General features: G+C 40.5%; 28 protein-coding genes. 21 read left to right on the top strand and 7 right to left on the bottom strand.

Translation table 11 applies throughout. From position 1 onward, the window contains the following. From DW005_RS12295 to DW005_RS12285, 3 genes are all read right to left on the bottom strand, one after another. Positions 1–467 (bottom strand): transposase (locus tag DW005_RS12295; RefSeq protein WP_207658741.1); only part of this gene is annotated, 467 nt, incomplete at its 3' end. 148 nt (positions 468–615) lie between these two features. Next, positions 616–990, bottom strand: a complete 375-nt coding sequence (gene tnpB, locus DW005_RS12290) for an IS66 family insertion sequence element accessory protein TnpB (RefSeq protein ID WP_117479821.1) — start codon at positions 988–990, stop codon at positions 616–618. After that, positions 984–1,307, bottom strand: coding sequence for a transposase (locus DW005_RS12285; protein ID WP_117479820.1), 324 nt, complete (start codon positions 1,305–1,307; stop codon positions 984–986). The genes tnpB and DW005_RS12285 overlap by 7 nt, the downstream gene beginning before the upstream one ends. Before the next feature lie 818 nt (positions 1,308–2,125). On the opposite strand from DW005_RS12285, the gene DW005_RS12280 reads away from it, so the two are divergent. The 9 genes from DW005_RS12280 to DW005_RS12245 all read left to right on the top strand — a co-directional run bounded on the left by DW005_RS12280 (position 2,126) and on the right by DW005_RS12245 (position 7,994). After that, complete coding sequence (locus DW005_RS12280) at positions 2,126–2,701, top strand: VanZ family protein (protein ID WP_117479818.1); 576 nt, start codon at positions 2,126–2,128, stop codon at positions 2,699–2,701. Further along, positions 2,698–3,096 (top strand): hypothetical protein, encoded by a 399-nt coding sequence (locus DW005_RS12275; protein WP_117479816.1) that lies wholly within the window; start codon positions 2,698–2,700, stop codon positions 3,094–3,096. The genes DW005_RS12280 and DW005_RS12275 overlap by 4 nt, the downstream gene beginning before the upstream one ends. A gap of 53 nt (positions 3,097–3,149) precedes the next feature. Next, positions 3,150–3,608 carry a sigma-70 family RNA polymerase sigma factor gene (locus DW005_RS12270; protein ID WP_117479814.1) on the top strand — a complete coding sequence of 153 codons (459 nt, stop codon included), beginning with the start codon at positions 3,150–3,152 and terminating at the stop codon, positions 3,606–3,608. Between the two features lie 37 nt (positions 3,609–3,645). Beyond that, positions 3,646–4,821, top strand: a complete 1,176-nt coding sequence (locus DW005_RS12265) for a hypothetical protein (protein ID WP_117479812.1) — start codon at positions 3,646–3,648, stop codon at positions 4,819–4,821. Between the two features lie 143 nt (positions 4,822–4,964). Beyond that, entirely contained in the window at positions 4,965–5,117 is a 153-nt protein-coding gene (locus DW005_RS13915) for a hypothetical protein (protein ID WP_181975047.1), read from the top strand. After that, complete coding sequence (locus DW005_RS12260; RefSeq protein ID WP_117479810.1) at positions 5,114–6,070, top strand: site-specific integrase; 957 nt, start codon at positions 5,114–5,116, stop codon at positions 6,068–6,070. Before DW005_RS13915 ends, DW005_RS12260 begins: the two co-directional genes overlap by 4 nt. 188 nt (positions 6,071–6,258) lie before the next feature. Then, a complete protein-coding gene (locus DW005_RS12255) occupies positions 6,259–6,726 on the top strand; it encodes a low molecular weight protein-tyrosine-phosphatase (protein WP_117479808.1) in 468 nt (155 codons plus the stop codon). 65 nt (positions 6,727–6,791) lie between these two features. Beyond that, a complete protein-coding gene (locus tag DW005_RS12250; RefSeq protein ID WP_022376320.1) occupies positions 6,792–7,415 on the top strand; it encodes a flavodoxin family protein in 624 nt (207 codons plus the stop codon). A 42-nt stretch (positions 7,416–7,457) separates the two neighbouring features. Beyond that, positions 7,458–7,994, top strand: a complete 537-nt coding sequence (locus DW005_RS12245; protein ID WP_117479806.1) for an inorganic diphosphatase — start codon at positions 7,458–7,460, stop codon at positions 7,992–7,994. Positions 7,995–8,108: 114 nt separating this feature from the next. On the opposite strand, the gene argH is transcribed toward DW005_RS12245, so the two are convergent. Continuing rightward, positions 8,109–9,485, bottom strand: coding sequence for an argininosuccinate lyase (gene argH / locus DW005_RS12240; RefSeq protein WP_117479804.1), 1,377 nt, complete (start codon positions 9,483–9,485; stop codon positions 8,109–8,111). Between the two features lie 211 nt (positions 9,486–9,696). On the opposite strand from argH, the gene DW005_RS12235 reads away from it, so the two are divergent. The 3 genes from DW005_RS12235 (at position 9,697) to DW005_RS12225 (ending at position 12,703) form a co-directional block, all read left to right on the top strand. Further along, positions 9,697–10,539: a type II CAAX endopeptidase family protein gene (locus DW005_RS12235; protein ID WP_117479802.1), complete on the top strand. Its 843-nt coding sequence runs from the start codon at positions 9,697–9,699 to the stop codon at positions 10,537–10,539. Further along, positions 10,536–11,753: a pyridoxal phosphate-dependent aminotransferase gene (locus DW005_RS12230; protein ID WP_022376316.1), complete on the top strand. Its 1,218-nt coding sequence runs from the start codon at positions 10,536–10,538 to the stop codon at positions 11,751–11,753. Before DW005_RS12235 ends, DW005_RS12230 begins: the two co-directional genes overlap by 4 nt. 74 nt (positions 11,754–11,827) lie before the next feature. After that, positions 11,828–12,703, top strand: coding sequence for a lytic transglycosylase domain-containing protein (locus DW005_RS12225; RefSeq protein WP_242989469.1), 876 nt, complete (start codon positions 11,828–11,830; stop codon positions 12,701–12,703). A 21-nt stretch (positions 12,704–12,724) separates the two neighbouring features. On the opposite strand, the gene DW005_RS12220 is transcribed toward DW005_RS12225, so the two are convergent. Genes DW005_RS12220 through DW005_RS12210 form a run of 3 tightly spaced genes read right to left on the bottom strand, consistent with a single transcriptional unit; the run spans position 12,725 to position 15,343 of the window. Beyond that, on the bottom strand, positions 12,725–13,243 hold the full coding sequence (locus DW005_RS12220) for a DUF4364 family protein (RefSeq protein ID WP_117479800.1): 519 nt from the start codon (positions 13,241–13,243) through the stop codon (positions 12,725–12,727). Positions 13,244–13,256: 13 nt separating this feature from the next. Continuing rightward, positions 13,257–14,186, bottom strand: coding sequence for a TIGR01212 family radical SAM protein (locus DW005_RS12215; protein WP_117479799.1), 930 nt, complete (start codon positions 14,184–14,186; stop codon positions 13,257–13,259). Between the two features lie 2 nt (positions 14,187–14,188). Continuing rightward, a complete protein-coding gene (locus DW005_RS12210; protein ID WP_117479797.1) occupies positions 14,189–15,343 on the bottom strand; it encodes an NADP-dependent malic enzyme in 1,155 nt (384 codons plus the stop codon). 159 nt (positions 15,344–15,502) lie between these two features. Here DW005_RS12210 and DW005_RS12205 point away from each other — a divergent pair, with 159 nt between their 5' ends. From DW005_RS12205 to DW005_RS12165, 9 genes are all read left to right on the top strand, one after another. After that, complete coding sequence (locus tag DW005_RS12205; RefSeq protein WP_022376311.1) at positions 15,503–16,729, top strand: UTP--glucose-1-phosphate uridylyltransferase; 1,227 nt, start codon at positions 15,503–15,505, stop codon at positions 16,727–16,729. A 197-nt stretch (positions 16,730–16,926) separates the two neighbouring features. After that, positions 16,927–18,891: a transcription termination factor Rho gene (rho, locus tag DW005_RS12200; RefSeq protein WP_117479794.1), complete on the top strand. Its 1,965-nt coding sequence runs from the start codon at positions 16,927–16,929 to the stop codon at positions 18,889–18,891. Between the two features lie 114 nt (positions 18,892–19,005). Beyond that, the gene (gene rpmE / locus DW005_RS12195; RefSeq protein WP_022376309.1) at positions 19,006–19,206 is read left to right on the top strand and encodes a 50S ribosomal protein L31; all 201 of its coding nucleotides are present in this window, start codon (positions 19,006–19,008) and stop codon (positions 19,204–19,206) included. 71 nt (positions 19,207–19,277) lie between these two features. Then, the gene (locus DW005_RS12190) at positions 19,278–20,351 is read left to right on the top strand and encodes a DUF1385 domain-containing protein (protein ID WP_117479792.1); all 1,074 of its coding nucleotides are present in this window, start codon (positions 19,278–19,280) and stop codon (positions 20,349–20,351) included. Then, entirely contained in the window at positions 20,348–21,187 is an 840-nt protein-coding gene (prmC, locus tag DW005_RS12185; protein WP_117479791.1) for a peptide chain release factor N(5)-glutamine methyltransferase, read from the top strand. The genes DW005_RS12190 and prmC overlap by 4 nt, the downstream gene beginning before the upstream one ends. A 10-nt stretch (positions 21,188–21,197) precedes the next feature. After that, positions 21,198–22,271, top strand: a complete 1,074-nt coding sequence (gene prfA / locus DW005_RS12180) for a peptide chain release factor 1 (RefSeq protein ID WP_022376306.1) — start codon at positions 21,198–21,200, stop codon at positions 22,269–22,271. A 19-nt stretch (positions 22,272–22,290) separates the two neighbouring features. Next, a complete protein-coding gene (locus DW005_RS12175) occupies positions 22,291–23,424 on the top strand; it encodes a GGDEF domain-containing protein (protein WP_117479788.1) in 1,134 nt (377 codons plus the stop codon). Further along, complete coding sequence (locus DW005_RS12170) at positions 23,424–24,794, top strand: potassium transporter TrkG (protein ID WP_117479786.1); 1,371 nt, start codon at positions 23,424–23,426, stop codon at positions 24,792–24,794. The genes DW005_RS12175 and DW005_RS12170 overlap by 1 nt, the downstream gene beginning before the upstream one ends. A 10-nt stretch (positions 24,795–24,804) precedes the next feature. Next, the gene (locus DW005_RS12165) at positions 24,805–25,470 is read left to right on the top strand and encodes a TrkA family potassium uptake protein (protein WP_022376303.1); all 666 of its coding nucleotides are present in this window, start codon (positions 24,805–24,807) and stop codon (positions 25,468–25,470) included. The last annotated feature ends 31 nt before the right edge of the window (positions 25,471–25,501 follow it).

Raw genomic sequence — 25,501 nt, 5'->3', positions numbered from 1 at the left:
CAATCAATGATTTTTTTCAGTGTGAATGTTACAAAAATGCTTGACCATCTCAGGACATACTGTTTGCCTACATTTGTTAAATCGCTTCCACATACGGAACATACTTCTTTATCGTCGATTACATATTCCTCATATTCTTTGGGAAGTACCGAAAGCATTTCTTCACGGATTCCTGCTTTGCGGGGAACTATCTTCCGCTTATGTGCGGGAACCGTGACTGCATGCTGCTCCTGCAACAACTTTTTCGCCAGCTCCGCCGTTGACTCGAACAGGAACATCTGTCCCTTCATTGGGGCGGTCATCTCAGAGGAACGTCCAAATATTTTCTTCTTTGCATGGAGAAGTGCCTGAGTCATGTTTTCAATCCGAATGTTTTGCTTTCGGATTATTTCATCTTTTTCCGCCAGTTGTAACTGCTGTTTGGCAATCAGTTCTTTCAGCCTTCTGATTTCATCCTGTTCGGTCATTTGGAATACCTGCTTTTCTCAAGTTTTTTTCTGCTACAAGTATACCATATTTCCAATGTTTTTTCCATAAAAACCATCCATAAAACCAGTTAAAAAATGACGAAAATACGCTTCTTTTTGCCTTATTTTTAGCAATAATGACATGTCCCTAAAAACAGTTATTTCCTGCTGACATATCTACCGGATGATGTGCTTTTTTCTGCTCGATTTCCAGCCCTTCCAACAGCCATTCCAGTTGCTTTTCTGAGATCTCATCCACTTCCTTCTCATCCTTTGGCCATTGAAATTTCATGCCATCCAGAAGTTTCTTGGTTGCCAGTACAAATCCGTTGGCATCGTAGCGGAGCACCTTGATGGAATTGCGTCGCCTATTGCAAAAGATAAAAACATAGCCGCTGGCAAATGGATCCAGTTTGTATTTCATTGAAACAAGAGAGGATAACCCCTCAATCTGTTTTCGGAAATCAGTGGCTCCACAGGCAAGGATGATGTGATCCGCACTGGCGGCAAACCCGCTCAACATAATGACTGCATCCGGCTGATTAATACAGCTGCCAGTTCTGCCTGCGCCGGAGTGGATACAGCAAGCTGTAATTGGTTGAAAGAGATGAGCAGTGGTTTCTTCTCTTCGGATAAAGCTGCTTTTCTGATATTGGTAAGTTCTGCAAAAACAGGTTCTTTTACAGAAAGCATTTCATCATTGGCAGAAACCCGCTTACGCCAGTAATAGTAGGTAGCAACGGAAATCTGATGTTCCCTGCACCAGGCAGCTACCGTAAGATCACTATTCTGGCAGGCATGGATCCGCTCTTCCCATATGGTTATTTTTTCTTCGTTCATGTGTCCCTCCTGAAAATTTATTTTCAGAAAGTTTAACACACATGGGGGAAGAAATCACTACGCCTTGTTTTGGAGCGTTTACGACAATGTGACAGAATTCGTGAAATCTCTCTCTTATTTCTTTGAATCTGGCAAAACGGTAAGATGGCTTGTCAACACCGGAGAATCTGCTGCACCGAATAATCAGTTAATTCTATTTACAAATTCCGTACAAGAGTAAGGAATACATACGTATACAATATGATATTGTTCCTTCAGATAAATAACTAAACTAATCAAGCGTATAAAAAGAATCATAATATTCCAGTCTTGGTGTCCATGCTGTTCGGTGGTTTGGAAACCGATTGGCAATTATCTAGAATATAAGAAATCTCCCCAATATTAAGCCGACTAACGCCCCGCAAGTGGCTCTGGGTTTGACATTGACTCGCTTTCTTTTGGATGGTAGTTATGCCAATCAAAGGCGGTTTCCGTGTCCGGAATGTAGGTTTCCACTGCGCCGGAATCATGGTTTCCTGACGCAAGAATATACACCAGGGACATAAAAAGTAAACACACCAAAACAAGGCGAAGTGACTTCTCCACCCGTTTAGTGACTTAATAGTAGCTACCTGATACAGGGAGCATCAGATTTCCTTTTGCTATCTACTATTATTGGCATAAGCGGGTTTAGGGGTGCGGACGAAATCCCCTGCATCACCTAAACTGGAATTTAGTTTGGCAGTTAAAATGAAACAATAAATTTTTTTTCAAATGAACCATTTGATGTTTTAAATCATCTTATATATGTAAGCTAGTTTACAAAGGAGAGTGCTGAGATGATAAGTATTGATTTTCATTATGAGACATTTTTGTTATTATTTTTAGTAAGTGCGTTAGTAATATGTATAGTATTGAAATTAAAAAAGAGAAAATTTTATGATTTTATTTTTAATTTATCTGTGTTATTGTATGTATTGCTATTGATAAAAGTAGTTTTTTTACCAATAAGAATTGTTTCGGACCAAACAAATTTTGCTATTTGGGAGGAAAATACAGGGAATTCATTGCAACTTGTTCCGTTTAAGACAATTATTCGGTCATTCTCAATAGGAGAGTGGAAAATGCAAGTTCTAGGTAATATATTACTATTACTTCCAGTTCCGATTTTTATGAAGTTACAGAATACTAAAAAAACGTATTCAAACAAAAAACTGTTTTTGGTTGGATTAGCTTTAAGTTTTGCTATTGAAGTAATTCAATTCTGTATAAATATTTTAACTGGAGTCACAGAAAAAATTAGTGACATAGATGATCTTTTGTTGAATTTATGCGGAGTATTAGTTGGTATCATTCTTACAAAATATGCTACAAAATTAAAAAAAATATTGATGAAAAAGGAGAGTGTAAAATGAGATTAAAAAGAACAATGTCGGTTTTGTTTTTTTGTACTATTTTCATGTTGACGTCTATCACAGTATTTGCAGCAACAAAAAGTCGAAGTAGTACATATAGTATATATCATGGAGTTTATTCTACGAATATGTCTATGAAAGATAAGGTTATTGTAAAATTGACCCCATCACAATGTAGTAAAAGTAACTTAGGACTCTATTTGGAGAAAAAATATTTCTGGGGATGGAGAAGTCCTGGAGTTGGTACTAATTCAAAAGATGTTTCATCCAAGTATAATTCTACTACAACTTTGGGCGGGGGTGTTCCGTCAGGAACATATCCAGTTTATATTAGAAACTGGGATGGTGTAAATCAAGCAAAGGGTAAAGTTGTATTCACGTGGACTAAGTCTTAACATATATGCTTTTGCGTATTATTGGTGGGAAAAAATGAGAGAGGATTGTGGATATGGAAAGCGAAGAGTTTATTTCTAGAATAAAAGAATATAAAAAAGAAATGTTTCTCTTGGCAGTTAGTATTGTGAAAAATTATCATGATGCAGAAGATGCTGTGGCAGAGACTATGTTGAGAGCATATGAAAAAATCCATACATTAGATGATAAAGAGTATTTTAAATTTTGGATTATGCAAATTCTTGTAAATAACGCTCGTATGATATTGAGGAAGAACAAGAGAGTTGTGTGCACGGAGGAAATGGATAGATATATGCTAGGAAATTCAGAATGTATATCGGATGTATGGGAAACTGTTCTGGCTTTAGAAGATGAACTTCGTACAATTGTTGTTTTGTATTATTATCAAGGGTTCAAAATAAGCGAAATTGCCAATGTATTGGATTTACCAGAGGGAACAATTAAGTCTAGGCTTTCCAGAGCAAGAAAAAATCTAAGAGAATTATTAAATTAGGTATTTGGTTAAAGTAATAGAGAAAGGATGAATAATAATGAAGGATTATTTTGATGTAAAATTTTCAGAGTTGTTACAGAAAAGTGAATTTGAATTGCCGAATTCATACGAAATGCGCTTTCAGAATACACTTGAAAAAATTTCTGCTAAAAAAGCGAAAAGATATTTTCTTTTGTTTCATTCCAAAGTTGCTGCGGTAATTGCACTGTGTGTAGTTTCTTTATCTTTGTCTATTGGTGCCGGAGCTGCTATTAACTTATATATACAGAGAATGAATTCTCTTAATGAAGAAGAAATGTTGACGTATAATTCTGAGGTGCAGAATACTGATAAAGAGGCAGATAGCTTTTCGAGACAGTTATCTAAGTTAGAACGTGATAAAATGTTAGAGTTTAGAGAAGAATATGAAACTGAAGGAAGGTTTCCAACGAAGGAAATACTAAAAGTGCAGAAAAAAAGTGAAGTTGTCCACGGTGAACTTTGTTTTTGTGTAGAGAATAGTACATTCTATTTACCAAAACAGGAATTGACAGATGATGAGCTGCTCCAAATAATTGATTTTATGGAGAAACGTGATTATAGTGTCAGAAAGAAAAATTCGGTTTCAGAATTACCATCATCGGAAAATGAAAAAGTAAGTGAAGATGAAGCAGTAGAATTTGCGAAGAAAATATTAGCGGATGTTTATAATCTTGATATTACTTATGCTGATGAAGAAATTGAATTTGAAACTACTCAGAATTCAAAGGGAGAAAAATTGTCAAGTTATTTTGTTTACTTAAAAAATAGAAAATGGGAATTTGATGCCACTGTTGAGATAGATTCTGAAACTGGTGTGCTCAATGGAATTGATATAGACAATAAGTCTAAGGAAGAATGTATTTCTGGTATAAAAGTTGAAAAAAAACGATATCAAGAATATGGTTCTGAAATAAGGCAACTTTATGAACATCTTCAATATGGGAAAAACATTAAGAAAATGTGGGTTACTTATAATTATTTGGAAGATGGAACTTTGAATCGCGGTAATGTGAAATATGTTATTGAAACTGAAGATGGTAGAGGTTATGTATTCATATACAGTATCAATGCTGATATAGTATATGATATATACCAGATTCCTGATATTGAGTTTTTTGAGAAACAAGAAAAGCGAAACACTAAGGTAAATAGGAAAAATGGGATCTTGAGAGAAAAAATAATTTTAATGTAATTTAAAAGTGAACTTTGGGCATATTCCATTGAATGATTGAATATGCCTATAAGTGTTTACAAAATAGAAATAATTTTTGTTCATAAGCAAAATGTATTTGTGAAACTAAACAGAATACAGGAATAAATAGGAGGATAATTTTTATGATTACTAAAGCAAGAAAATGGATTATGGTAGCTTCACTTATGCTTACTATGTGTTTTGCTATTAATAATAGCACTAGCGCAAAGGCGGCAGTAGTTACAGAAGTAGCTACGCAAAATCTTAAACTAAATAATGCTATAGTGGAGATATGACAGTATTAGCTTTGGTGGAATTATATATTTCGCAAAAAATCGGTGTTAAACCAAGTACACGGCTGGGATACAAAACGGTGGTCAATTTCTTGAAAAAAGATGATTTTGGCAAGCGAAAAATATCGTCGGTACGAACATCAGATGCACGAGCATGGTTAATCAATTTGCAGAAAAATGGAAGAGGATATAGTTCCATACATTCCATTCGAGGCGTGTTACGACCGGCATTTCAATTGGCTTATGAGGATGACTTTATAAGAAAGAATCCTTTTGACTTTGAATTGGCTAGTGTGATTGTTAATGATAGTGTTATGAGACAGGCAATTACCAGAAAGCAGGAAAGGTTATTTCTTGACTTTATTCGCTCCGATGTACACTATAATAGAGTGTATGAGGGTGTATATATACTGTTTAACACGGGATTGCGAATCTCTGAATTTGTTGGGCTTACAATTTCGGATATAGATTTTGACAATATGGTGATAAATGTAGATCATCAATTGGTTCGGGTGTATAACGAAAAGAAAGCATATATTATTCAGAAGACAAAAACAACAGCCGGTGTGCGAAAAGTTCCCATGACAGAGCAAGTGGCGGAGTGCTTTCGGACGATTATTAAAAATCGTAGAAAAGTAAAGAAGGAACCTGTGGTCGATGGGTATAGTGGTTTCCTTTACTTAGACCAGAATGACATGCCGATGGTGGCATTGCATTGGGAAAAGTATTTTCAATTTATCAGAGAGAAGTACAATAAGCTGTATAAGGAACCATTGCCAACGATAACTCCTCATGTGTGCAGACATACTTTTTGTACCAAGATGGCAAAAGCAGGTATGAATCCTGCCAAGCTAAAGTATATTATGGGACATAGTTCTATGGAAATTACTTTTGATACATACACACATCTGCAGGTAGATGATGTGAAAGAAGAAATGGAGATGTTCAACTTCTAGTTAGCCTGTCGAAAAGGCAAGGTGCAAAACGTTCAAATTTACACCTTTTTTTACACCTTTTGAGTGTGAAAATATGAGAAAATAAGGTGTATTTTGATAAAAAATGAAAAAAAGAATATGGATACAGAAAACACCGATGTGCTTAGAATTTTGAGGTGTTGAAAGGTATCGAAAGGATATAGAAAGTTATGATTCGAGTATTATTCATCTGCCACGGCAATATCTGCCGCAGCACCATGGCGCAATTTGTTTTCCAAGACATGGTAAACAAGCGTGGTCTTTCCGACCAATTTACAATTGATTCCAAAGCGACGAGCACGGAGGAGTTAGGCAACCCGCCACACCGCGGAACTGTGCGCAAACTAAGTCAGGTAGGAGTGCCGGTTCTGCCACATAGAGCGAGCCAGTTAAGCCGCAGCGATTACGACAAATTTGACTACATCATTGGCATGGATACCTGGAATATGAAGAATATAAACCGGATTTTAGGCGGTGACCAGGAGGGGAAAGTCAGCAAACTTTTAGCGTGGAGCGGAGATGGAAGAGATATTGCAGACCCGTGGTATACCGGCAATTTTGACGAGACGTATGATGATGTTTTAGAGGGATGCGAAGCATTTCTTACTTTCCTTTTGGAGAATGGTCTGTTATACTAGACAAGATAAGATAATAAAATGTATCAAAAAGAGCAGTGATTGATTCATTGGAAAGGAAGGATGACATGAAAGTACTGATGGTAAATGGAAGTCCTCATAAAGAAGGCTGCACATATACGGCGCTGAAAGAAGTGGCCGGTGCGTTAGAGAAATATGGCATTGAATCGGAAATTTTCTGGGTTGGTAATGGAGAAATTGCCGGTTGTATCGGATGTGGAGCCTGTGCGAAGACGGGAGAAGGATGTTTCCGCAAGGACGTTGTAAATGAATTTGTTGCGAAGGCCGGAGAGGCGGACGGATATATATTTGGTTCGCCGGTACACTATGCTGCGGCAAGTGGAGCATTGACATCATTTATGGATCGTGCGTTTTACAGCGGTGGCAGTAAAATGACCGGAAAACCGGCAGCAGCTGTAGTAAGTTGTCGTCGTGGAGGAGCGTCGGCGGCATTCGACCAGATTAATAAGTATTTTACCATTAACTGTATGCCGGTTGTTGGTTCCCAGTATTGGAATCAGGTGCATGGGGGCAAGGCAGAAGAAGTGAAGCAGGACGAAGAGGGAATGCAGACGATGCGGACGCTCGGAAACAATATGGCATGGCTTCTTTCATGCATTGAAGCAGGAAAAGAGAAGGGCATTACATTCCCGGAGAGAGAACCGGTAATCCGTACAAACTATATTCGCTAATAATGCGTGGGGTTACACAAGAAAAAATTAGGAGGGCCACACATGAATATTTGGCATGATATCAGCAAGGAGCGGATTTCTTCGACCGATTTCATTGCGACAATTGAGATATCGAAAGGAAGCAAGAAAAAATACGAATTAGACAAAGAAACGGGATTGATTATTTTGGACCGTATTCTTTACACTTCGACCCATTATCCGGCGAACTATGGATTTATTCCGAGAACGCTCGGCGATGACAAGGACCCACTTGACGTGCTTGTGATTTGCTCGGAGGAAATTGAGCCGATGTCGCTGGTTCGCTGTTACCCGATTGGCGTTATGTACATGCGTGACAATGGGGATATGGATGAGAAAATTATTGCGATTCCGTACAACGACCCAACATACAATTACTATACCGACATTGAGCAGCTGCCGGAGCACATCTTTGAAGAGATTCAGCACTTCTTCTCGGTATACAAAGATTTAGAGAATAAGGAAACAGACGTCAAGGACTTTGGTGGTCCGTCAGAAGCAATTGCGGTTATTGAAAAATGTATTGCTAACTATGAGAAAAAATACGACGATAAAAAGTAATGAAACAATGAAATGGTTTATCATGCGATAAACAGTACGCATATGAAAAATCCCTGTCAATTTCGGGTGAGATTTTCACCCGAAATGACAGGGATTTTTTTGAATCATTAACAATTAACTTTCCTGCAAATAAAGAGCGTTTGCAGCAATTACTTTTTTCATGGCTTCCTCGCCCGGAGCACCGATGGTGTTACGTTTTTCTACGCATGTTTTCATCGAAATTGCTTCGTAGATATCCTCTTCAAAAACAGGAGAAATCTTTTTATACTCTTCCAATGGAAGGTCGTCGAGTGGAATTTTCTTCTCGATACAAAGCAGCACTAACTGTCCGATGATGCCGTGTGCATCACGGAAAGGAACGCCGTGGTTGACTAAGTAGTCAGCGGCATCGGTCGCATTTGTGAAACCATGTTTTGCGCTGTCTTCCATAATTTCCTTATTAAACTTCATTGTGTCAATCATGCCGGTAAACAGTGCCAGACATCCCTTTACGGTGTCAATGGCATCAAAGGTAAATTCCTTGTCTTCCTGCATATCTTTGTTGTAAGCAAGCGGAATTCCCTTCATTGTTGTCAGCATTGAAATCAAAGCACCGTATACACGACCGGTTTTTCCTCGGACAAGTTCGGCGATGTCCGGGTTCTTTTTCTGTGGCATGATGCTGGAGCCTGTGGAATAAGAATCATCAATTTCAACAAAACGGTATTCGTTTGAATTCCACAGAATGATTTCTTCACAGAAACGGCTCATATGCATCATAATCGTCGAGAGAGCACTGAGCAGTTCAATGAGGTAATCACGGTCGGAAACCGAATCCATACTGTTAAAGGTAGGGCCGTCAAACTTCAAAAGAGAAGCGGTGTACTCGCGGTCCAAAGGATAGGTTGTTCCGGCGAGAGCACCGGCACCGAGCGGACAGTAATTCATACGGTCATAGATGTCGCGCAGGCGGCTTCGGTCGCGGCGGAACATTTCAAAATAAGCCCCGAAATGGTGAGCAAGTGTCACCGGCTGAGCTTTCTGCAAATGGGTAAAGCCCGGCATAAAAGTATCAATATTTTCTGACATGATCCGGTGAATTACCACCATCAATTCTTTGAGCAAATCATTGATTTCAACGATTTCATCTCTTGTGTATAATTTCATATCCAAAGCAACCTGGTCGTTTCGGCTGCGTCCGGTGTGAAGTTTTTTGCCGGGATCTCCGATGCGTTCAATCAGGTTTGCCTCCACGAAACTGTGAATGTCCTCGTGTTCCGCAGTGATTTCTAAAGCACCGCTCTCTAAATCATTCAGGATTCCCTGCAGGCCATCGACAATGGCATCTTTTTCAGAAGTAGTTAAAATCCCCTGTTTTTCTAACATTGTTACATGTGCAATACTTCCTAAAATATCCTGTTTGTAAAATTTCTGGTCATAGGAAATGGAAGCGTTAAAATTGTGTACTAACTGATTGGTCTCTTTGGTGAATCGTCCTCCCCAGAGTTTCATAAGTATCCTCCATTCTTAAGCCTGATAAGCAGGCGGTTATTTAATGTTACATCCAACAGATGTTCTCCCACAGCATCATAAACATACTATCATTTACAAAGAAAATTAGCAATAGAAAATTGACCGATTGGAGGCGGCGTGGTAAAATGAATATCAATGCCGTTGGAAATAGAAACGAAACGGTAAATTAGTTTAAGGGGGATATGGCAGATTGAAAAAAATAATAAAGACAATTGGCTGGACGATGCTTGCCCTCCTTGTCTGTTACGGCTTGGAAGTGTTGTTTCGTGCCTTGTTTGGACTTGCGTTACATAAAGGTATGACAAAGCAGGAACAAATTCGAGTGCAGATTATGGCAAATTTTATTTTGAAATTGGTTGTATTATTTGTGTTTGGTTTCTGGTATGCCGTGCGGGAAAATAAATGGCATTACAGACCGGATTACCGCCCATTATTTACGGTAAAACGTATCGCCGGTTTGACGGCGATTGGGCTGTTTGGGCAGTATGCGATTGGCATCACCGTTGGATTCTTGCGGTATCTTCTGCCAAACATATTTGCTTCCTATGACAATGTGAGTGAGATTTTAAGCCTGAAAAACGGTTCTCCGTTTGCTGTGCTGCTTCTTGTTGTTGTCGTGGGACCGATTGCGGAGGAACTACTGTTTCGCGGCGTGATTTACGGCGGACTTAGAACTTGTTTTCCGGTTGATGTGTCAGCACTTGTTTCGGCACTGATTTTTGGTATATACCATAAAAATATTGTTCAGGGATTGTATGCGGCTGCCTTTGGTATTATTTTGGCGTACATCTTTGAAAAAACACAGAGTATCTGGGGAAGCACCCTTATGCATATGGCATTTAATTTAAGTTCTTATTTAATCAGTGGAATCGGACAATGGTTTGCCTATCGGCAAATCCGGATTGCTTCTATCTGGTATGTGATTTTTTATGTACTTTGCATTGTGGTTGTGGCGGCAAGCATTTATTCGCTGCGCCGGCTGCCGAACCGATATGATGAAATTAGAAAAAGGAATGGAGATGTGGAAGGATGAGAACTTTTGCAAAATCAGATAAATTACATGGAGTATGTTACGATGTGAGAGGACCTGTTCTGGATGCGGCAAATGAGATGAAACGCCAGGGCACGGAGATTCTCCAGTTAAATATAGGAAACCCGGCGCCGTTTGGCTTTCAGGCACCTTCGTGGATTTTGGACGCCATTCGCGATGCACTGGATGATCCAATGAGTCAGGGCTATAGCGAGTCCAATGGTATTGTTGAGGCACGTGAGGCGATTTTAGATTATCACCGGTCAAAGGGGCTGCCGAATTTGGAGATGAACCACATTTACATCGGAAACGGAGTCAGTGAAATGATTTCCCTTGCGATGCAGGGCTTGTTAAATGATGGCGACGAAATTTTGATTCCGGCACCGGATTACCCATTGTGGACAGCTGCGGCAAAATTGGCAGGAGGAACGCCGGTTCATTATATTTGTGATGAGAAATCCAACTGGTATCCGGATATTGCGGATATGGAGAAAAAAATCAATTCCAGAACAAAGGGAATTGTTATTATTAACCCGAATAATCCGACAGGTGCTTTGTATCCAAAAGAAGTGTTAGAGCAGATTGTGGAGCTGGCAAGACGCCATGAATTGATTTTATTTGCGGATGAGATTTATGACAGACTTGTTTTTGATGGCAAAACGCATACATCGATTGCATCTTTGGCGCCGGATTTGTTTGTAGTAACGTTTAACGGACTTTCCAAATCAGACCGCATAGCGGGATTTCGCAGCGGCTGGATGGTGCTTAGCGGAGACTTGTCAAAGGGCAAAGGCTACATAGAAGGAATTAACATGCTTTCGTCCATGCGTTTGTGTGCCAACGTGTTAGCACAGCACGTGGTGGCACCGGCACTGAAAAACAGACCGGATGTTGACCCGCTTTTATTACCGGGCGGCAGATTGTATGAGCAGCGAAAATGCATCTGTGAGGCGATTGATGGTGTGGATGGTTTGTCTGTTGTTCATCCGGAAGCGGCCTTTTATATCTTCCCACGCATTGATGCAAAGCGTTTTGGAATTCAAAATGATGAGCAGTTTGTGTTAGACTTTCTGCGTGAAAAACATGTGCTTTTGGTACATGGCGGCGGATTTAACTGGGCAAATCCGGATCATTTCCGTATTGTCTATCTGCCGGAGGTGTCCGTTCTTACAGAATCTATGAAGAAGATGGATGAATTTTTGGAAAAATACCGCTAGGCTTGTCTTGCTTTTTAAAACAGTTTTCGGTATAATGAAATTAAGTTTGGAGATTTTGTGAAAGGAGAAATAAGATGTCGGCGATGTATGTTCAGGATATTACAAATCGAACCAATCAGGCAGCAAGTGTATCGCTGTCCGCTTCGCATACAAAGACATCCATTACTCCGTTTCAGAAAGTGTTAGAAAAGGAAAATGCATTGTATGCTGCGGCTTCTGAGGAAAACACAAAAAGTGTGTCGCTGAAAAAGACGACAGCAAAGACGACAGAAAAAACATCGTCAGCATCAAAGACAAACAAAACGTCGAATGATACTTCCGAGAGTACAGGAAGCACGACGTTAAAAGGTATCTTTGAGCGGGCGGCAGAAAAATATGATATTTCCTATGATTTCTTAGTTGCCGTGGCAAAGGCAGAATCAGATTTTAACACAAAGTGTGTTTCCTCTGCCGGAGCACAGGGAATTATGCAGGTGATGCCGGAAGAACAGAAGGGGTTAGGAATTAAAGATCCGTTTGATGCCGAGCAGAATATTATGGGAGCGGCAAAACTTCTGAAAGCGCATTTGAAGAAATTTAACGGTGATTACACATTGGCGGCAGCGGCATATAACGCCGGCAGCGGTGCGGTGAAAAAGTACGGCGGTGTGCCACCGTATAAAGAGACGACAAATTACGTGAAAAAGATAAAGAAATTTATGCAGGAAGGCGTTACTGTTCCGAACCGCAAGGTTTCGACTACTTCCGATGCATATGAGGGAAGTGGTGCTTCTACTGGTGTAGAAGAGAAGGAAAAAACGTCTCAATCGACTGATACGACTGCAGTAAAAGCAACGGCTTCGGATTTTGAAAAAGTTACGGTGGCAGTTGGAACCGGCGATAATGCGGTTACAATGACATATGGTGCTTATTTGAAATATTTAGAAATGGGGAGCACCGGCGTTGGTTGATGCGGCACTCCCTCATACAAGTTAAGAAAGAAGATTTTGCATGGCAGTCTGATAGAGAATATCACTTTTCGACTGCCAGTTTTCGCATACTTTGATAGCATCTGTTTCCGTGGCAACGTCCAAAGACAGCTGCATGAGAACATGATTGCCGTCGCGCAGTGTACAGGTGGCGAGATAGGTGCCATCGTTTGTCGCATGGTAGTCACTCACTAAAGATGTATCATCAATGATTTCGAATTTGTGTTCTTCTAAGTAATGATTGATTTCGTCCCGAATTTCTCTTGATAAAGGAGCACCAAACAACTCTAATGTTTCGGCACCCGCTTCGGTCAGCGTGTAGTACGTTAAATGATAGGTGCTGTCCTCTTTGATTAAATCCGCTTCTAACAATTCCCCAAAGGCATTTTGTAAATTAAAATAATTTGTGTAGCCGCGGTCTGTGATGTAATCGGAAATCACGCCGGGCGGCAGTGGAGAATCTACTTTACTTAGTGTATATAAAATAATTAGTTTATAAATGGTAATTGAGCCATTTGGCATAGCAAATCCCTCCTTATTTCCCGTGATAAAATTTTCCCTGAAAAATATGTTCCTGCTTCATTTTTTTTTGAAGGGAGTTTAGAACCATTCGCTTGTTGGCACTCCACAGAGGAGCAATTAATAAGTCCTTTGGTCCGTCACCGGTCACACGGTGTATCACCATATCCGGTGGAAGAATCGAAAGTGCTTCGGTAATGTAGTCTAAATACTCATCCGGAGTCAGTGTCCGGAACATTTTATTTTCATAATCCAACGCTAAGTCGGTTCCTTTCAGTACATGCAAAAGCTGGAGTTTAATACCGTCACTTCCTATATCAGCAACATATCTTACCGTATTGAGAAAGTTTTCTTTTGTTTCACCGGGCAGACCGGCAATCACGTGAGTTACAACATTCACACCGATATTTTTCAGGTTTTTTACTGCTGTTTCGTATACGGAGTTTGGATAACCCCGCCGGATGTAGCGGATGGTGTCCGGATGAATGGTTTGTAAACCGAGTTCAACAGTTACCGGTATTTTTCTACAGCAGTCGGCTAACAGCGAGAGGACATCGTCTCCTAAACAGTCCGATCTCGTTGCAATTGCAAGCGTGGCAACGGATTCATGTGCCATTGCTTCTTCCCAAGCCGTCCGCAAAGTTTCAACCGGTGCGTATGTGGCGGTGAAAGATTGGAAGTAAGCGGTAAAAAGATGTCCTGCATTTTTGTAACGGGAAACACGGGCAATGGCTTCCTCGATCTGTTCGGTAATGCTTCCTTTGGTGGCGGCGAAATCACCCGAACCACTGCCGCTGCAAAAACAACAGCCTCTTGTACCAAGTGTTCCATCGCGGTTTGGGCAGGTGGTTCCACCAGCCAGAGAAATTTTATATACTTTTTCATCAAAACGTTTTTTGTTCTCGTAATCCAGAGAGTGGTACGGTTTATCGCCCCATTTTTCCATGATTAATCAGCAATATGTGCTTTTACGGCAGCACTTACAACATCTGCAACGCGTGGATCAAAAGCTTCCGGCATAATGTTATCTTCATTTAACTCATCTTCCGGTACTAAAGATGCGATAGCAAGAGCGGCTGCTAATTTCATTTCTTCGGTAATCTGTGTGGCACGTCCCTCTAGGGCACCTTTGAAAATACCGGGGAAAGCTACTACATTGTTGACCTGATTTGGGAAATCGGAACGTCCGGTTCCAACCACTTTTGCACCGGCCTTTTTTGCAAGGTCAGGCATGATTTCCGGTACCGGATTTGCCATGGCAAACAAAATACCGTCGCGGTTCATTGAGGCAACCATTTCCTCTGTTACGATTCCCGGAGCGGAAACGCCTACGAAAATGTCAGCGCCGACAAAGGCATCGGCAAGACTTCCCTCTTTGCCGGATAAATTGGTAACTTCCATCATTTCTTTCTGCATCCAGTTTAAGTCCTTACTGTTTTTACTTAAAATACCGGATTTATCGCAGAGTGTTACATCCTTAAAACCATAGCGGAGTAAAAGTTTTGTGATAGCGATTCCTGCAGAACCGGCACCGTTTACAATGACTTTACAGTCTTCTTTTTCTTTGTTCACTACTTTTAATGCATTGATGATTCCCGAGAGAACTACGATGGCTGTTCCGTGCTGGTCGTCGTGGAAAACCGGGATGTCAAGTAATTCTTTTAAGCGCGTTTCGATTTCAAAACAACGTGGTGCGGAAATATCTTCCAAGTTAATGCCGCCAAAAGCAGGGGCAATATTGACTACGGTTTTGATAATTTCTTCGGTATCCTGTGTATCTAAACAGATTGGGAAAGCATTGACCCCGCCAAATTCTTTGAATAAAACAGCTTTTCCTTCCATAACCGGCATAGCGGCTTCTGCGCCGATGTTACCGAGACCCAAAACGGCACTCCCGTCGGAAACAACGGCAACCGTATTTGACTTGATGGTATAGCGGTAAGCTTCTTCCTTGTTCGCTGCAATTACTTTACATGGTTCTGCAACACCCGGTGTGTAGGCAATGGCAAGATCTTCTCTTGATTTTACCTCACACTTTGGTGTGGTTGTAATTTTTCCATTCCATTCTTCATGCAGCTTTAACGCTTTTTCACTCTGTGTCATAATATCCTCCATTCTATCTTGTACAAATCCAATAAACATATAACAATAATCATATCATTTTTCAAGGGCAAACACAATAAGTTTCTCTTGTACTTTTTATGGAAAATGGTACAATGAGGATAGGATGGCGCCATGGCGCTAAGGAAAGGAGAAAAAAGGATGACTTACGAAGAAGCAAAGCAGAAATTAATGCCTGTTGGTCAGGAACATTTATTACAATATTTTGAGGAATTGGGAGAAGAGGAGAAAAAGTCACTGTTGAAACAGATTGAAGATTTGGATTTGTCGCTTCTTAATTTGATTGAGGGCGGTGTAAAAGAGATACCAAAAGGAAAATTGGAGCCACTTGGCGCTGTGACATTAGAGGAGATTGCGGCAAAGAGAGAGCATTATGAAGAAATCGGACTTCAGGCAATTTATGACTGCAAAGTGGGTGCGGTTCTTTTGGCAGGCGGACAGGGAACAAGACTTGGTCTGGATAAGCCAAAAGGAATGTTAAATGTTGGCGTGACAAAAGAATTATATCTGTTTGAACAGTTAATACATAATTTGATGCAGGTGAAAGAAAAAGCGAATGCATGGATTCCGTTATTTATCATGACAAGTGAAAAGAACAATGACGATACGACACAGTTCTTCAAAGAACACGATTATTTTGGTTATAACAAAGATTATGTATTCTTTTTTGTTCAGGAAATGGCACCGTCAGTAAGCTATGACGGAAAGATTTATATGGAAGGTAAAGCAAAACTTTCAACTTCACCAAATGGAAATGGCGGCTGGTTCTCTTCCTTGGCAAAAGCAGGTCTTTTGGATAAAATCGATGAACTTGGCGTGGAATGGCTGAACGTGTTTTCTGTGGATAATGTACTTCAGAAGATGGCTGACCCGGTATTCGTTGGTGCAACGATTGAGGCAGGCTGTGTGTGCGGATCAAAAGTAGTGGCAAAGGCAGACCCAAATGAAAAAGTAGGAGTTCTCTGTTTAGAGGATGGAAAACCATCGATTGTAGAGTATTATGAAATGACTGATGAAATGATTCATTCCAAAGATGAAAATGGACGACTGTTATACAACTATGGTGTTATTTTGAACTATCTGTTTAATGTAAAAACGCTGACAAAGATTATGAATGAATATATGCCGACTCATGTAGTGGAGAAAAAGATTCCATATATGGCAGAAGATGGGCAGATGATGAAACCGGAGGAGCCAAACGGTTACAAATTTGAACTTCTTGTTCTGGATATGATTCGAATGATGGACAATTGTTTATCTTTTGAGGTTGAGAGAGAACGCGAATTTGCACCGATTAAAAACAGAACCGGTGTTGATTCTTTGGATACGGCGAGAGATTTGATGAAAAAAAATAAAATTGAATTTTAAAAAGCGTGCAATTTAGCCCAAACACTACTTGACGAACCTTTTCTTATTCGTTATAATAAGGTTTCAGAATTATCGTAAAGAATCATTTGAAATTCGATTATCTGAAATTCGGGCGTTTGAGTTTGATTTCCTAATTATGAGATTGGATTAGTTAAGAGTGGTTGAGAGATGTATCAGCATTAGAAAGGAAGTAATGTATGGATTTTTCAAAAAAAACATTAGTTGAATTGCGCGAGATTGCAAAAGAAAAAGGTTTGAAAGGAATCACGGCATTGCGTAAGCCGGAGTTGATTCAGCGGTTGATGGAAGTTTCCGAGGAAACGAAAAGAGAGCCGGAGGTTATGCCGGAGAGAACGATGGAGAGAAAGCCGGTTTCCCAGAGAGCACCGATGGAACGTCAGACAAGACCGGTAAGACAAGACCGCATGGAACGGAATGACCGTCAGGACAGATACGAACGTCGTCCGATGCGTCGCAATGAAAATGGTTACGGCAACGGCGGTTACAGCAATAATTATAACGGCGGCTATAACAACAACGGTTATAACAGTTATAACAATAACTATGGCAGCAATAGTTATGAGCGGAACAATAACTACAGCAATAACAATTACAGCAACAATAATTACAGCAATAACAATTACAGCAATAACAATTACAGCAATAACAATAATTATGGCAATAATAACTATAGCAGCAATAATAATTATGGCAGTAACAGTAACTATAACAGCGGTTATAACAATAATAGCTATAATAGTGGCTACGAACGAAAAAATGATTCCTATAGCGATAGAAGAAATGACTCATACAGTGATAGAAATGATAGAAGAAATGATTCACACAGTGAGAGAACATATAATTCGCATGAAAGAACTTATCACTCCGAGAGACCGCAGCAGCATGAACGTGTGTCACAGTCGAACTATTATTACAATAATCGTCCACAGAAGTATCATGATGGAAGCGATGGGCTGATTTCGATTGTTAAGGATCGTCAAATTACGGAGGTACATCCGTCTGAATTGAAAGAATTAGACAGTGGTATTACGAAAAATGGTATTTTGGAGATTATGCCGGAAAATTATGGATTTATCCGCTGTGATAATTTCCTTCCGGGTGAAGATGATGTATATGTAGCACCACAGTTTATTCGTCGTTTTGGACTGCGTACCGGTGACATTATTGAGGGGAATTTAAAAACGAGAAACCAGAGTGAAAAGTTCAGTGCACTGTTGTATATGACAAAAGTAAATGGATATTCACCGACCTATTTGTATAATCGTAAAAAGTTTGAGGATTTGACACCAATTTTTCCGAATAACAGGATTCATTTGGAAACACCGGGAGCAGGAGTATCGATGCGTATGCTCGATTTGATTGCACCGATTGGTAAGGGGCAGCGTGGTATGATTGTTTCCCAGCCAAAAACCGGAAAGACAACCTTGTTAAAACAGGTTGCGAAAGCAGTTACGACAAACTATCCCAAAATGAAACTGATTGTTCTTCTGATTGATGAGAGACCGGAGGAAGTTACGGATATTAAAGAGTCGATTGAGGGCGAACAGGTAGAAGTCATTTATTCTACATTTGATGAATTACCGGAAAATCACAAACGTGTATCGGAAATGGTAATTGAGCATGCAAAACGCCTTGTGGAAAGCGGCGAGGATGTAATGATTCTGTTAGACAGTATTACACGTCTGGCAAGAGCTTACAACCTGACTGTAACACCGAGCGGACGTACCCTTTCCGGTGGTCTTGACCCGGCGGCGCTGCATATGCCAAAACGTTTCTTTGGTGCTGCACGAAATATGCGTGAAGGCGGCAGTCTGACGATTCTTGCTACGGCGCTTGTAGATACCGGAAGCCGTATGGATGATGTTGTATTTGAAGAATTTAAGGGAACCGGTAATATGGAACTTGTATTGGACCGCAGTTTATCGGAAAAACGTATTTTCCCTGCGATAGATATTCAGAAATCAAGTACACGCCGTGAAGATTTACTGTTAGACAGTGAAGAACAGGAAGCAGTAGTCAAAATCCGAAAAGCACTTGGCGGTATGAAAGCAGAACCTGCCTTAGAGCAGATTTTGAATTTGTTTAAACGAACCAAGGACAATAAGGAATTCATTGAAACTGTTAAAAAAATGCATTTATAATTAAAAAGTGCTTGCAATTAAAGGTGGAACATGATATAATGAGCGAGCAGTTTTTGAGCAAGACAATTATCCTTTTATATATAAGGAAAATACAAGTAGTGAGGTGAAATGAACATGAGAGAGGGAATTCATCCGGAATATTACCAGGCAAAAGTGATTTGCAACTGTGGTAATACGTTTGAGACAGGCTCAACAAAAGAAGAGATTCACGTTGAAGTTTGTTCTAAGTGCCATCCATTCTATACCGGACAGCAGAAGTCGGTAGCAGCTCGTGGTGCAATCGATAAGTTCAATCGTAAGTATGGCTTGAAATAGTGGATTGAGAATGTGGGCAGAGTCGGCGTGACTCTGCCCTTTTTTCCATATTTAATGAAAGGAGAGTATTCATGAGGTATTCAAAGCTTGGCGGTCAGGCAGTCATCGAAGGCGTGATGATGAAGCATGAAAAAGAATATTCGGTTGCCGTCCGTAAGCCGGATGGCGGAATTGAAGTGACGAAAAAAGCGACATCGAGTATTCGGGATAAGTACAAAATAGCGTCTCTGCCGATTATCCGTGGAATGGTGATATTTGCTGAGTCTTTGTCGACGGGAATGAAAACATTAAATTATTCGGCTTCTTTTTTTGAAGAGGAGGAAAAAGAGGCGAAAGAAAAAAATGAGAAAAAAGAAAGCCTTGTTATGGGGCTTGTTATGCTGCTTGCTATTGTGCTGGCGGTTGGAATCTTTGTGATTGTTCCATTTCTTATTTCCGAAGCATTGAAACGCCCGGTGCCTTCGCCTCAATTGCGTGGATTGATTGAGGGTGTCATTCGTGTGGCTCTTTTTGTTGCTTATGTGAAACTGATTTCTTGTATGGAAGATATTAAGCGTGTGTTTATGTATCACGGGGCAGAGCATAAATCGATTAACTGCGTGGAAAATGGCAAAGAATTAACGGTGGAAAATGTTCGTATGCAGACGACGGTTCACAAACGCTGTGGAACAAGTTTTCTTTTGATTGTTATGTTTGTCAGTATTTTGTTTTTCATGTTTATTGTAGTAGGAAATGTGTGGCTCCGTATGGTGCTGCGTATTTTATTGATTCCGGTTATTGCAGGCTTGTCTTATGAATTCATCCGCTATGCGGGAGAGCATGATAATAAAGTTATTAATGTGTTAAGTAAACCGGGACTTATGCTGCAGAGTCTTACAACAAAAGAGCCGGATGACTCGATGATTGAAGTGGCAATTGCGGCGGTGGAAGCAGTATTTGACTGGAAAGCCTTTCTTGAGGAAGAAAAAACAGAAAACGAAGAGGAACCGGTAGAAGAGGTTAAGGAAAAGGTTGAGGACGAAATCGAGATTCTCAGCATTGATGATGAGGATGATGAAGAGAAAGATGAAATTTTGAATGCTCTTGACCGTTATTTTGAAGCATCGGAACCATCGGACGAAGAAAAGAAGGAATCAGACACATGACGTGGCAGGAACTTTTAAACGAAGGCGAAAAACGATTATCGAAAAAAGGTGTACCGGAGGCAAAATTAAATGCATGGTATTTATTTTCGGATTGTTTTGAAACGTCAAAGAGCGATTTCTTTTTAAATCAGGAGTTGGAGACTGAAAGTGAGAAAACCGAACGTTTTCTTGCACTGATTGCGAAACGGTGTGAGCGGATTCCGCTCGAATATCTGTTAGGCGAAACGGAGTTTATGGGACTTCCGTTTTTGGTCAATGAAAATGTCCTGATACCGAGGCAGGATACTGAGTGTCTGGTAGAGGAAGTGCTGAAAAAATGCGAGGAAGCAGATGTGCTTGATTTGTGTACGGGTTCCGGATGCATTGGAATTAGTCTGGGAAAACTTGGCAACTGTAAGAGTGTAACGCTTTCGGATATATCGGAGGGAGCACTTTTTACAGCGAAGGAAAATGCGGGGAGAAATCAAGTGGATGTCACTTGTATTCAGAGTGATTTATTTGCGGATATCGAAGGTACGTTTGATGTGATTGTATCGAATCCGCCATATATTGAAAGTGATGAGATTTTGATGCTGATGCCGGAAGTAAGGGATTATGAGCCAAGACTCGCCTTAGATGGCAGTGCGGATGGTCTTTTCTTTTACCGGTGCATTATAAAAGAGGCACCGAAATATTTAAAGGAAAATGGTTATTTGTTCTTTGAAATTGGCTGTGAACAGGCAGACGCGGTAAGCGGGCTGATGGAAGCGGCAGGGTTCAAAGAAATTACAATAAAAAAAGATTACTGTGGACGAAACCGGATTGTGTTTGGTTTACAGACGGAAATGGTTCGTTAGGAGGAAGCATATGTTTGACAAATTAGAAGATATTTTGTTTCGTTATGATGAAGTGCTCAAGGAATTAAGTGAGCCGGAGGTGTTAAATGATGCATCGAGATATCAGAAACTGATGAAAGAACAGTCAGATTTGGAGCCGATTGTGGAAAAATACCGCGAATATAAAGAGACAAAAGCGGGGATTGAAGATAGTTTGGCGATGCTCGAAGAGGAAACTGACGAGGAAATGAGAGAACTCGCAAAAGAGGAACTCAATGAGTGCAAAGGAAAAATTGACGACATTGAGAATGAACTTCGCATTTTACTTCTGCCAAAGGACCCGAATGATGATAAAAACGTAATCGTGGAGATTCGTGCCGGTGCCGGTGGTGATGAAGCGGCGTTGTTCGCTGCTGACTTGTACCGTATGTACTGTAAGTTTGCGGAGGCAAACCATTGGAAAGTGGATACAATGAATTCAAATGAAAATGGCATCGGTGGATTTAAGGAAATTGTTTTTATGATTAATGGAACCGGTGCATATTCAAAATTAAAATATGAAAGTGGCGTACACCGTGTGCAGCGAATTCCGGCAACAGAGTCCGGCGGACGAATCCATACTTCGACAGCTACTGTGGCAATTATGCCGGAAGTGGAGGAAGTGGAAGTGGAATTGGACATGAATGATTGTAAATTTGACGTGTTCCGTGCCTCCGGAAACGGTGGACAGTGTGTCAATACGACAGATTCAGCGGTGCGCTTAACTCATATTCCGACCGGCATCGTTATTTCATGTCAGGATGAAAAATCACAGTTGAAAAATAAGGATAAGGCGCTGAAGGTGCTTCGTGCGAGACTATATGAACTGGAGCGCGCCAAGGCGCACGATGCGGAAGCGGAGGAGAGAAGAAGCCAGATTGGTACCGGAGACCGCTCGGAGAAAATCCGCACCTACAATTATCCACAGGGAAGGGTGACGGATCACCGAATTAAACTTACACTTCATAAGCTGGATTCGATTATCAATGGGGATTTGAATGAAGTTATTGATAGTTTGATTGCTGCGGATCAGGCAGCAAAACTGGCAAAAATGAATCAGAATTAAGTAAAAAGGAGAGGGGATTATGACACGTACGAAATTGTATTCGGAACTTTTTAACAGATATAACCGCGAACGAAGACAGTTTTTTTTAGATTGCAGGGAAGAGAGTGGCAGACAGAATTTAAGAATGTTAAAAAAAATCACGATTTTATTGGTGCCATTTATTTTGTTTGCATTTTTCTTTACGCCATTTTTGGTTCGTGGATGGACTATTTCGTTACCGTATTATGTATTGTTTGGATTTGTTGTTTTGACAGCAGGAATTTCAATTTTTTATGCTTCGAGACCAAAGATTCATTATTATGTGGCAAATACAATTTGTACATTATTTATACTGGGGATGTTTATAATAACCGCATGGATTGATATTTTTCCGTACCGTAATGTCCCGGCAAGTTTTGTGCCGCTGTTACTGATTGTAACACCAACGGTATTTATTCTTCGCTTTCGATTGATTATACCATTAATGGCAATTGTTGATTTGGTTTACTCAATTGTTACTCTTTGGTATAAAGTTCCGCGTATTGCCCAATCTGACGTCTTTACGGCATTTATTGGATTGGTGCTTGGTTATATGATGACACTTACGATTGTGCAGCTTCGAATCCGTGATAATAATGCGAAGCGTGAGTATCAGAGACGCTGTATGGTAGACCCGGTTACGGGAATTTTGAATAAGTTTTCATTTGAAAATTCTCTGCGTGACACTTTAAATGCAAGGGATGAGACACATGAATGTGCACTTCTTCTTGTTGATATTGATAATATGAAGCGCATGAATGATGAACTTGGTAAACTTGTCGGCGATATGTTTTTGGAAAATGTTGCGGAGTTTTTGACAAGTATTTTTCGTGGCTCGGATATCATTGGACGTGTTGGCGGGGATGAGTTTATGGTTTATGTCAGAAACTTAAAGAGTGAGGACTGGCTGGCTGGAAAATGCTCCCGTATTCAGCACGAAATAAAAGCAATATCGAATGAGAATGGAAATATCAATATGACTTGCAGTATCGGAGCTGCTGTAGCAGGAAAAGTCCCAGTTTCGTTTGAGCAGATGTATACGCAGGCGGATGACTCGCTTTATAAAGCAAAGACACGTGGTAGAGGTAAATATGTACTGCATTATGTCCATAAGGAAAGGGAAGTGATTCATTAATGAAGCGTTTCGGCAGGAAAAAAGAATTTACAACGACGAGAATTATAGCAGTTGGATTTTTTGTTGCTATTGTAATTGGAACATTTCTTTTAATGCTTCCGCTTTCTTCGAAAACAGGAAAAGTAACGGGAATTGTGGATGCACTGTTTACTTCGACTACATCGGTATGTGTGACCGGCCTTGTGACGGTGCCTACATACGCACACTGGAGTCTGTTCGGACAGGTTGTGATTGCACTTTTGGCGCAGGTTGGCGGCTTAGGTGTAATTACGTTTACCACGATGTTTATGTTGATTCTGCGTCGCCGGATTGGCATGAAAGAAAGACTTTTGATTCAGGATGCGTATAACCTCGATACGATTCAGGGGCTTGTTGTTTTGGTGAAAAAAATTCTAAAGGGGACCCTTGTCGTAGAGACAGTGGGTGCCCTTCTTTATATGACGGTGTTTATTCCGGATTACGGTTTGGCGGGAATCTGGTATTCCGTTTTTAATGCCGTGTCCGCATTTTGCAATGCCGGGATGGATGTAATCGGACCGGATAGTTTGAGCCGTTATGTCGGAAATCCGGTTGTGAATATTACAACAATGGGGCTGATTATTTTAGGAGGACTAGGTTTCCCGGTCTGGTGGAATGTATTGGATGTTATGAAACAGGGAAAACGAAAACGCCGAACCGGAAGGGAATCTTTACATTATTTATCGTTAAATGCAAAACTTGTACTTTTTATGACAGCTTTTTTGATTGTGGTTGGTGCTATTTTGATATTAATTCTTGAATATCAAAATCCGGCAACACTTGGTCCTTTGTCTTTTTTTGATAAAATTCAGGCAGCTTTTTTTCAGTCAGTAACGACAAGAACGGCAGGATTTTGTACCATTTCACAGTCAGGGTTAAATAAGTCGACTGCCCTTGTGTGCTGTCTTTTAATGTTTATTGGCGGGTCACCGTCCGGTACAGCGGGAGGAATCAAAACAACGACGATGGCGGTACTTGTATTAACGGTTGTTTCCATTATTAAGGGGCGTCGTGATACGGAAATGTTTGCACGGAGAGTCAGTGATATGGCGGTGCGCCGTGCGCTGTCGATTTTTGCCGTGAGTTTCGGTGTAATGTTAGGAGCTACAGTCATTTTAGCGGCAGTTCAGCCGGGCAATTTTATTGATTGTCTGTATGAAATTGTTTCTGCCATTGCGACGGTTGGATTAAGCAGAGATTTTACCCCGCATTTGACTACGGTGTCGCGGTTAATTATTATAGTAACAATGTATATTGGACGAATCGGTCCGATTTCGCTTGCCCTGTTTTTTAACTCCAAGCGCTTTGTGAATGTAAAAACGTACCCGAAAGAGCGGGTTTCTGTTGGATAGGAGGAATACGATGAAACGAAAAGAATTTGTTGTGTTTGGTGTTGGTGATTTTGGTATGTATGTTGCGAAAACCCTTGCCAATTCCGGTGCTACCGTGATGGTAGTGGATAAAGATGAGGAGCGGTTAGAGCAGATTGCTTCGGAAGTGACGCATACAATTTGTGCAGATGCCACAAACCCGGAAGCGGTAAAACAGTTAGGAATTGGAAATTACGACGGTGCGATTATCGGCATCGGACGGAGTTTGGAAACCAGTGCCCTGATTACGATGCAGTTAAAAGAATTGAATGTGCCATTTATCATGGCAAAGGCATCCACTGATATGGAAGGAAGAATTTTGAGCCGTATCGGGGCAGACAAAGTAATTTTTCCTGACCGTGCAATGGGAATCCGTGTTGGCAACGATATTATGAATGGTAATTATTTTGAGGCAATTGAACTCTCGGATGAATATAGTATTGTGGATATGGCAGTGCCGTCAAACTGGGCGGGAAAAACATTGGAGCAGTTAAATATCCGCTCGCGCTATGGCATCAGTATTATCGGTATCCGCGGATTGGAAGAGACCAATGTAAATCCACCCGCGTCGTATGCGCTGCACCCACAGGATGTTTTAATTGTATTGGGGCATAATACAGAGATACAGAAGTTACGGGAGATGACAAACTATAAATAGTCAAGAGGTTTTTGAAAAAAATTATACTTGT

The organism is Clostridium sp. AF36-4, assembly GCF_003435975.1.
GTDB lineage: Bacteria > Bacillota > Clostridia > Lachnospirales > Lachnospiraceae > Eubacterium_F.
This window is presented reverse-complemented; position numbering and strand designations above follow the sequence as displayed.